This is a genomic window from Sphingobium sp., from assembly GCF_035511395.1.
Classification (GTDB): domain Bacteria; phylum Pseudomonadota; class Alphaproteobacteria; order Sphingomonadales; family Sphingomonadaceae; genus Sphingobium.
Map to the genome: position 1 here is coordinate 1 of NZ_DATKFP010000214.1, position 8,530 is coordinate 8,530.

9 protein-coding genes are annotated in these 8,530 nt (G+C 66.6%); 5 read left to right on the forward strand and 4 right to left on the reverse strand.

Features of this window, described 5'->3' with window-relative positions:
- Positions 1 to 210 precede the first annotated feature (210 nt).
- Positions 211 to 1,710: an OprO/OprP family phosphate-selective porin gene (locus VMR39_RS14860; protein ID WP_325416741.1), complete on the reverse strand. Its 1,500-nt coding sequence runs from the start codon at positions 1,708 to 1,710 to the stop codon at positions 211 to 213.
- Position 1,711: 1 nt separating this feature from the next.
- A complete protein-coding gene (locus VMR39_RS14865) occupies positions 1,712 to 2,785 on the reverse strand; it encodes an ABC transporter substrate-binding protein (protein WP_325416742.1) in 1,074 nt (357 codons plus the stop codon).
- 109 nt (positions 2,786 to 2,894) lie between these two features.
- Between VMR39_RS14865 and VMR39_RS14870 the strand changes: the two genes are divergently transcribed.
- Genes VMR39_RS14870 through VMR39_RS14885 form a run of 4 tightly spaced genes read left to right on the forward strand, consistent with a single transcriptional unit; the run spans position 2,895 to position 6,225 of the window.
- Complete coding sequence (locus VMR39_RS14870) at positions 2,895 to 3,548, forward strand: response regulator transcription factor (protein WP_325416743.1); 654 nt, start codon at positions 2,895 to 2,897, stop codon at positions 3,546 to 3,548.
- Positions 3,538 to 4,950, forward strand: a complete 1,413-nt coding sequence (locus tag VMR39_RS14875; protein WP_325416744.1) for a sensor histidine kinase — start codon at positions 3,538 to 3,540, stop codon at positions 4,948 to 4,950. The genes VMR39_RS14870 and VMR39_RS14875 overlap by 11 nt, the downstream gene beginning before the upstream one ends.
- Positions 4,947 to 5,813, forward strand: a complete 867-nt coding sequence (locus VMR39_RS14880) for a Rossmann-like and DUF2520 domain-containing protein (protein WP_325416745.1) — start codon at positions 4,947 to 4,949, stop codon at positions 5,811 to 5,813. The genes VMR39_RS14875 and VMR39_RS14880 overlap by 4 nt, the downstream gene beginning before the upstream one ends.
- Positions 5,814 to 5,847: 34 nt before the next feature.
- Positions 5,848 to 6,225, forward strand: coding sequence for a ModE family transcriptional regulator (locus VMR39_RS14885; protein WP_325416749.1), 378 nt, complete (start codon positions 5,848 to 5,850; stop codon positions 6,223 to 6,225).
- Here VMR39_RS14885 and VMR39_RS14890 read toward each other — a convergent pair.
- The gene (locus VMR39_RS14890; protein WP_414712523.1) at positions 6,220 to 7,137 is read right to left on the reverse strand and encodes a cytochrome-c peroxidase; all 918 of its coding nucleotides are present in this window, start codon (positions 7,135 to 7,137) and stop codon (positions 6,220 to 6,222) included. The two genes, VMR39_RS14885 and VMR39_RS14890, sit on opposite strands and share 6 nt — an antisense overlap.
- A gap of 41 nt (positions 7,138 to 7,178) precedes the next feature.
- Complete coding sequence (locus VMR39_RS14895) at positions 7,179 to 7,712, reverse strand: hypothetical protein (protein WP_325416747.1); 534 nt, start codon at positions 7,710 to 7,712, stop codon at positions 7,179 to 7,181.
- A 79-nt stretch (positions 7,713 to 7,791) separates the two neighbouring features.
- Between VMR39_RS14895 and VMR39_RS14900 the strand changes: the two genes are divergently transcribed.
- Positions 7,792 to 8,530 (forward strand): TonB-dependent receptor plug domain-containing protein (locus tag VMR39_RS14900; RefSeq protein WP_325416748.1); only part of this gene is annotated, 739 nt, incomplete at its 3' end.

The window sequence follows — 8,530 nt, forward strand, 5'->3', positions numbered from 1 at the left end:
GGCGCCAGATTCTTGATGCCGTCGATCATCATGTCGCCAAGGCCGGCGGCCTGTCCGGCGATCACGCCGAACAGCGAGGGGATGACGATCAGCGCAACCAGTGGCGTCATCTTTTTGGTCATGATCAGCGTCATGAAGGTGGCGACCATCAGGAAGCCGAGCAGGGCAAGGTTCATCGCTGCGTCCTTGGTTGAGCTGGAATAAGAGAGATCAGAAGGTCACGCCGACGCGCGCGCTGACGGTCTGGCCGTCGTCGCTGCCGGTGAAGGTTCCGGCGCGGTTGTCGGTGTGCCAGTGGATGGCGTTCAACTGGAGGCGGGTGAAGCTGTTCAGATACCAGTTCACGCCCAGCGTTCCGGCCCAGCCGTCGCCGCCAAGGACGAGGTCGGTATAATCCAGATTTTCATAGCGCGCTGTCAGTTCGATCGCACCGCTGCCGCCGTCGAAGGTCGGGTTCAACACATTGGGCTGGCCGAAGCTGCCGAGACGAGGGTTATAGGGCGGCAGTTCGCCGGTCAGGAAGAAGCCGGTCGACAGGCTCCACGCCTTGCTTTCGAAATCGGGGCGGTCGCCAGTCAGGCGGGCGGTGCGGCGGCCCGCTTCACCCATGACCCACAGGCTGCCGGTATAGCCGCCCAGTTCGACGCCATAGCCGGTGGTCGACTTGCCACCCAGCAACTCGCCGGTGCCCACGCGCACCGCGCCATTGAAGCGGCCGCCGATCACCGTGCTGCGGGTCAGCGTAGTCGCGGCCGCGGACAACGCCTCATCAAAGCCCCAGGCGCCGACATGCAGCAACGAGCGGTCGGTCTTGATCGGGTTCCAGTGGGCGCGCGCCAGCACGGTGCGGCTGTCGTTGGTGGCCTGTTCCCCGTCGATACGGTCGCCCGTCACGCTAAGCGAGGCGTGCCAGTTCGGGCCGAACATGCGGCCCATGATGCCGATGCCGTAAAAGCCGCGCTGCGGAATGATGGCCGTCGATACGGTGCTGCGTTCAAGGAAAGGCGTGGAGTCCGACCCGGTGCTGCCTTCGAACGCGCGGTCGTTGAACAGGTGGCCGGCGCGGATATCGTAATCGATCTTGCTGCTCAGCCGGTTGCGCCAGCCGAGGAAGGCGGTGACGATGTCGACCTCATTTTCCGAAAAGTCGCTCTCGAACTGGTAGAAGAAATGCGGGCCGACGCCGCCTTCCAGACCCAGGCGCAGCGCGCGCATCCCGGTGGTCGTGGTGTTGCGGCCATTATAGCGCGATCCCATGGTCGAGCTGACATCGACCAGGATGCGGCCGCGCGGCTTGTAGGTGAAGACACCGTCAGCCGAGCGGAAGACGGGCAGGCCCGCCCCCCATTCGGTGGTCACGCCCGCCGGGTTGGCGGCGACGGCACGCGCTTGCGCCACGTCGAGGTCGGCGGGACCGGGCGGCACGATCTGCGGCGCAAAGGGGGCGATGACGAGCGGGGGGGTCGCCTGCTGCTGGGCGACCTGCGGTGCCGGCTGCTGCCCGGATTGCTGCGCGGGAGCAGGTGCAGCATTTTGCGCGAGGCCCTGTCCTTCCAGCTTGTCGAGGCGCGCTTTCAGCGAAGCAATTTCGGCGGCCTGCGCCTTGACGAGCGCGACCAGTTCCTCGGCGCTCGGCGCTTGCGCCAGCGCGGGCGTGGCGGCGATCAGCGCCAGTGCGGCACAGCCGCCGCGCAATAACAGGGACGTCATGTTACTTGGCTCCAGAGGCGAGGATCGCGTTCCAGTCGCGCAGGAAGCGCTGCTGTTTCAGGCGATCGAGATTGGCGAGAAGCTGCGGGCCGACGCGCACCGGGCGGGCCTGGGCAGCGGGAAGCCGGCGGCCACGAATGTCGGTGCGGACCGGCCAGAGGCTATGCTGGGCGAGCAGGGACTGGCCCTGACGCGACAGCAGGAAGTCGAGGAAGAGCTTGGCAGCCGCGGGATGCCGCGCCTCCCGCGCGATGAAGGCGATGCGCGACATCACGATGGTGTAATCCTGCGGGAAGATGACGCCGATGCGCGGGTCGCGGCGCGCGCGCTCCACCGCATAGGAACCGATAACATTATAGGCGATCGACAGCTTGCCTTCGGCGACGCCACGCAGCATCGGTTCGGTGGTGATGGACAATTGCGGACGTGTGGCCGCCATCGCCTCCACCAGCGAGCGCGTGTCGCCGGTGATCGCATAATCCTGCGTCAGATAGAGATAACCGGTGTTGGAACGGGCGGGATCGAAGGTCGCGACCTTGCCCGTCAATGCCTTGCGGTCCTTGCGCAGCAGCGCCTCCAGCGCGGCGTGGCTGCGCGGGGGATTGGGGATCGCTTTCTTGTTGTAAACATAGGCGATCGGTTCGGCGGTGACGCCGAAGCCCATATTCTTCCAGACGGCCGAGGGCGGCAGCGCCGGTTTTTCGGGGCTGGCATAGGCCTGGGCGAAGCCATCGTTGATCAGCTTCACCTGCTGGTCCATCGCCGAAGACCAGACGAGATCGGCCGAAGGCTTGCGCGCCCGCGATTCGGCGACGAAGCGACGATACATTTCGTTGGAGCCAAGGTCGGCATAACGGACGGTGACACCGGGATAACGGCGCTGGAAGGCGATGATGACCGGCGCCATTTCCGACGTGTCGGCATTGGCGTAGACGATCACCTGCCGCTCCGCCCGCGCGTCGGCGATCAGTTGATCGTAGGAGCGCGGATAGCCCGCCGGCCGTTCCGCTCTCGCGATGGCAGCCGGCACGGCCAGACTTGCCAAGAGCGAAACTATCTGAATAACCCGTCGCACGAACCCTGCTCCTCGCCTTCCGTTTCTGTCGCCGGATAAGATGTGAGGATCAGTTACGAAGCCAAGCTGTCATCAACCTTTCAGCATCAGGTGCCCTATTCGGATTTTGATGATCGAGGATGACGCCGCGCTGGCGCGCAGCATTTCCGCCCTGCTTCGCGCGGGCGGCCATGCGGTGGATCATGTCGCGACCGGGGAAGACGCCCTTTCGGTCGTCGGCAGCGAACCCTATGCGCTCGTGATTCTGGACGTCGGCCTGCCCGACATGGACGGTTTTGCCGTGCTGGCCGAATTGCGGCGCCGCGGCGAAAAGGTGCCCGTGCTGATGCTGACGGCGCGCGACGCGCTGGACGACCGGGTGCGCGGGCTGGACCTGGGCGCGGACGATTATCTGCGCAAGCCTTTTGATCCCGAGGAACTGGAAGCGCGAGTGCGTGCGCTGGGGCGGCGGCGCGGCGGCGATCCGACGCCCGAACTCAGCGTCGGTATGCTCACCATCAACCGGTCCACCGGAACGGCGGATGTGGCGGGCCGACCGCTCGACCTGCGACGGCGCGAAATGGCGGTACTTGAATCGCTGGCGACGCGCGCCGGGCAGGTGGTGCCGCGCGAACTGCTGATCGGCGAGGTGTTCGGCTTTGACGAGCCGGTCGGCGGCAATGCGATCGAGGTGCATGTGACGCGCCTGCGCGGCAAGCTGGCGCCCGATGGGCCGGGCATCCGCACGGTGCGGGGCGTCGGCTACATGCTCGATGCCGGGTAAGGCCCCCGATCGAGCGAGGGCCATTGCGCTGCGGACCCGACTGCTCGCGGCGATGCTGGGGCCGTTGCTGGGCGCGGCGGCGATTATCGGCGTCGGCGGGGCGACGCTGATTTCCGACGTGGTGCGGCGGACCAACGACCGGGTGCTGGGCGGCGCGCTGGGCGCGATCGCCGAAACGGTGCAGGTGGAGCGCGGAGAGGTGACGCTGGACCTGCCGCCTGCCGCCTTTGGCATGCTGGAGAATAGCGAGCGCGACAATGTCTATTATCGCATCGCCGTGGGGCGCGAACTGCTGACCGGCTATGCCGACCTGCCCGCGCCCGATCCGGCGACGATGACGGTCGACCAGCCGCGATACCGCTTCGCCCGGTATCGGGACCAGGGCATCCGCATCGCCGAAGTGAAGCGGATGCTGCCCCGGATAGCCCAGCCGGTCATCATTCAGGTGGCCGAAACGCTGGATAATCGCAAGGCGCTGGCCGAGCGGCTGATCTTCGCGCTGCTGCTGGGCGAAGTCGCGCTGGTGGGTGTCGCGGTGCTGCTGCTGCGCCCGGCGCTGGGGTGGAGTCTGCGCCCCCTCGCCCGCCTGCGCCGCACCGTGGAAGCGCGCGACGGGAGCGCACGACCGGATTTTTCCCCGCTCGACGCCGGGCCATTACCCAATGAGTTGCACCCGCTCGCCACCGCATTCGACCATCTGCTGGCGCAGCTCGACAAGGCGACCGGCGGCGTGCGCCGGTTTACAGCCGACGCATCCCACCAGATGCGCACTCCGCTGTCAGTGCTGAAGGTGCAGGTCGAACTGGCGCGGCGCGGATCGTCCGCCGCGCTGGACGAGATTGCCGATGCCGTTCAGCGGCTGGAACGACTGGTGACGCAGTTGCTCGCGCTTGCCCGCGCCGAGGAAGGCGGCGTGTCCCCGCCGCTGGAGGCGGTCGACCTGAAGGAGGTCAGCAGCGCCGTGATCGGCCGCCTGATCAACCAGGCGATCCAGGCTGAGGTCGAACTCAACCTCGATGCGGAAGATGGCGAAAGCTACCGGGTGCAGGCGCACCGAACTCTGGTGTTCGAGATCATCGCCAACCTGATCGACAATGGCATCCGTTACAATCGGCGCGGCGGGACGGTCACGGTCATCCTGACGCGGGAGGCGGAGCATATATTGCTGACCGTTGGCGACGATGGGCCGGGCATCGCTCCCGAACATCATGGCCGGGTCTTCGAGCGCTTCTTCCGCGCGGTCGGTCCCAACGGCGCGGAAGGAACCGGCCTTGGCCTCGCCATCGTGCAGTCGGCCGCCTCGCGCATGGGCGCCAGTGTCGAAATTGCCAATGGTGGGCCGGGTACGCGCATCTCGATCCGTTTCGCGACCCGCGATACGGCAGTAGAGCCGAGCTTATGAGCAATATTCCCTATCGTCGGGTCGGCATCATCGGCACAGGACGCGTCGCCCGCGCACTGGCACTGGCGCTAGCGCCCCATTCGGTCGATCCCCTGCTGCTATGGGGTCGGACACCTGCCACGCTTCAGGCCATTGCAGCGGACATCGGTCACGCGACTCGGGCGGAAAACCTGTCGGCGGTCGCGCAGAACTGCGACCTTATCGCGATCGCCGTGTCGGACGACGCCATCGGCACAGTCGTCGCCGAACTGGCCGATGATCCCATGGGCAGCCCCCCTCCCCTCCTCTTCCATGTCAGCGGGCGCAGCGGCGTATCCCTGCTGGAGCCGCTGCGTGTCAAAGGCGCGGACACCGCCGCCATCCACCCCGCCATGACTTTCACCGGCGACGCGTCGACCGAAGTGCGGCGCATGGCCGGTGCGCGCTTCGCCGTCACCGGATCGAGCGTGGAGGCGACGCAAGGCGCGCATCGGCTCGTCGAGCTGCTAGGCGGAGTCGCTGTGGACATCAGCGAGGCGCATCGCGCGCTGTACCATGCCGCGCTCTGCCATGCGGCCAATCATCTGGTGACGCTGATTGCCGGCGCCTGCCATGCGCTGGAAGCGGCGGGCGCGGACGATCCGCTTGCCCTGCTTGCCCCGCTGGTCCGGGCTGCGACCGACAACAGCCTGATGAAAGGCTTTACTGCCCTGTCCGGCCCGTTGTTGCGGGGCGATGGCCAGACGGTCGCGACGCATCTGGCTGCGCTGGCGAAGGATTGCCCGGAGCTGTCGCCCGCCTATCGCGCGATGGCGACGGCCACGCTCGACGAACTGGAACGGGACGGGCGGGATGTCGCCGCCCTCCGTGCGCTTCTCGCCTGATGGCGTAACGGCGCGATCCTGCTATCAGGGGCGCATGGCTCCCCCGCTCAAGATCAAGATCCAGCTTTATTGCGGCCCGGAAATCGCCATGGGACCGGGCAAGGCCGACCTGCTCGACGCCATTCGCGCCCATGGTTCCATCTCGGCCGCCGGGCGCGCCATGGGCATGAGCTATCGGCGGACCTGGCTGCTGGTCGATGCCATGAACCGCTGCTGGCGCGAAAAGCTGGTCGACACCGTGCCCGGCGGCGGGCGCGAGCGTGGCGCGCATGTCACCCCGACGGGGGAAAAGATACTGGCCGGTTATCGCGCGATGCAAGCCGCCGCGACAGGCGCGGCTCAGCCGACCGTGCCGGCCCTGATCGACCTGCTGCGCGACGAACCGCTGACGCCCGATGGCGCGCCTTCATAGGCGCCTGCCGCAGGCGCGATCCGGGCGCGACAGGCTGGGATCGCTGACGAAATCCGGATCGGTCAGGCCGTCGAGAAAGGCGAGCAGCGCGGGCATGTCCGCATCCGCCACCGCAACCGGATGTCGCCGGATCGCCGCCTCCAGCGTCTGGGCGCGGCCGTCATGCCACCAGGGTCCGGTCAGCACGACATTGCGCAGCGACGGCGTGCGGAAGCGTCCTGCATCCTCAGCCCGGCCGGTCTGCTCGATCAGCCCCGGATCGGGCGCCTGCACCGGCTCCAGTCTATGATAGTCCATGTCGCTGAAATTGGGTCCGTCATGACACGCAGCGCAGCCCCGCGCATCGAACAGGCGCGCGCCCTCCTGCGCCAGTGAAGACAGCACGCCACGGTCATGCGCGCTGCGATAGGAGATCATCGTCCGCTCGAATGCGGCCAACGCCGCCGTCACGCTGGCGGTGTCGATCCGCCCTTTGCGCTCGGGGAAGGCTCGGGCGCACATCCGGCGATAGCAGCGATCCGAACCCAAACGGCGGGCTAACTCGCTGTCCAGCCCCTTCATGCCCATTTCGACCGGCCGTTCCCCGAACAGCGGCACCAGCGCCTGCGCCTCCAATGTGGTGATCGCGGGATCGGCGACGGTCAGCTTCGTGAACCAGCCGACATTGGCAAGCCCCGGCACGTTGCGCCGCCCTGCCCCACCATGGACGCCCGGCCGCGTCGCATTGCCATCGGCAAAGGCGCGCTTCTGCTCATGGCAGCCGGCACAGGCGAGCGTGCCGTCAGCCGACAGGTCGGCATCATAGAAAAGCCGCCGGCCCAGCTCGACCTTGGCCGTGCTCATCCCATTATCAATCGGAACCCCAGGCGCGGCGACGCCCTGCGGCAGAGCCCAGCGCCAGTCCGGTCCCATGGCGGCGACAAGCAGCAACGCCGCGGCGCACAGCAAAAGTCTCACGGCAAGGGCGTCACCAGCAACGTCATCTTGTCCGATCCGTTGGCAGCGACCTGAAGCACATAGTCGCCCGGCTCCAGCGTATAATCGACCATCTTGCGGATGCCCGAACAGTCCGGGCCATGACCATGCGCGATGGAGGTCGACGCCTTGCCATCCTTCACCACATCGACCCAGGCCGGAGTGCTGAGCGCCACGCGCCACGTCCCCGCTTCGTCGACGGTAAAGTGGGCCAGCCCACCGAAGCTGACGCTGCCGCCGGGCTTTTCGGGGCGCAGCGGATAGGCAACCTTCGGGGTCGGCAACAGCGCCATCGCCACCGCCTGTCCCGGCTTCAGCGTCGCTGTGGCCAGTGCCTTGCGCGTGCCAACGGCCTGCAACGGCGTGGCTTGTCGCCAGGATGCCAGCACGGCCGGCAGTTCGGCAGGCGCATCACAGGCAGCCGCCGGCATGTCCGACATTTGCGCGGAGGCGCTGCCGCTCCCTGCCATCAGGGCAAAAGGCGCGAGCAGCAAGGGCAACGATCGGAGCATGAGGGCTTTCCTCCCGAGGGCAAAACTATATATCGCCGGATATAGTGAGTCGAACGACCGCAAAAGGGGGAAAATTCATATGCGCATCGCCTTGACCTGCCTGCTGAGCGCAGGCTCCATGCTGGCTTCCACCGCTCATGCGCAGGATGCGCCGCCCGAGGCCAGCGACCGCTTCTCGCTCGGCCAGATCATCGTCACTGCGCCGCGCTTTGACGGGGTCGGGATCGATTCCTCCACCCTGTCGTCCGACGCCATCTACACATTCAGCCGCACCGCGCTCGACGATGCGGTCAATCTGATGCCCGGCGTCTCGGCCGGCAACAGCGGCGGCACGCGCAATGAACGGCTGGTCTTCGTGCGCGGCTTCGATCGCTTCCAGGTGCCGCTGTCGATCGACGGTATCCGCGTCTACCTGCCTGCCGACAACCGGCTCGACTATGGCCGCTTCCTCACCACAGACATCGCCGAAGTGCAGGTGGCGAAGGGCTATGCCTCGGTGCTCGACGGCCCCGGTGCGATGGGCGGCGCGATCAACCTCGTCACCCGGAAACCGACCAAGGAACTGGATATCGACGTGCGCGGCACTGTGAATTTCGACAATGACACCGACTATGCCGGCTATTCCACCTCCGCCATGGTCGGCACCCGCCAGGACAAATGGTATGCGCAGGCCAGCTATGCCCGCAGCTTCACCGACCATTGGGATCTGCCAAACGACTTCACCGCCAAGGTACCGATCCTTGAGGATGGCGGCGCACGCGACTTTTCCCGGACAGAGGATTGGCGCGTCAATGCAAAGATCGGTTTCACCCCCAATG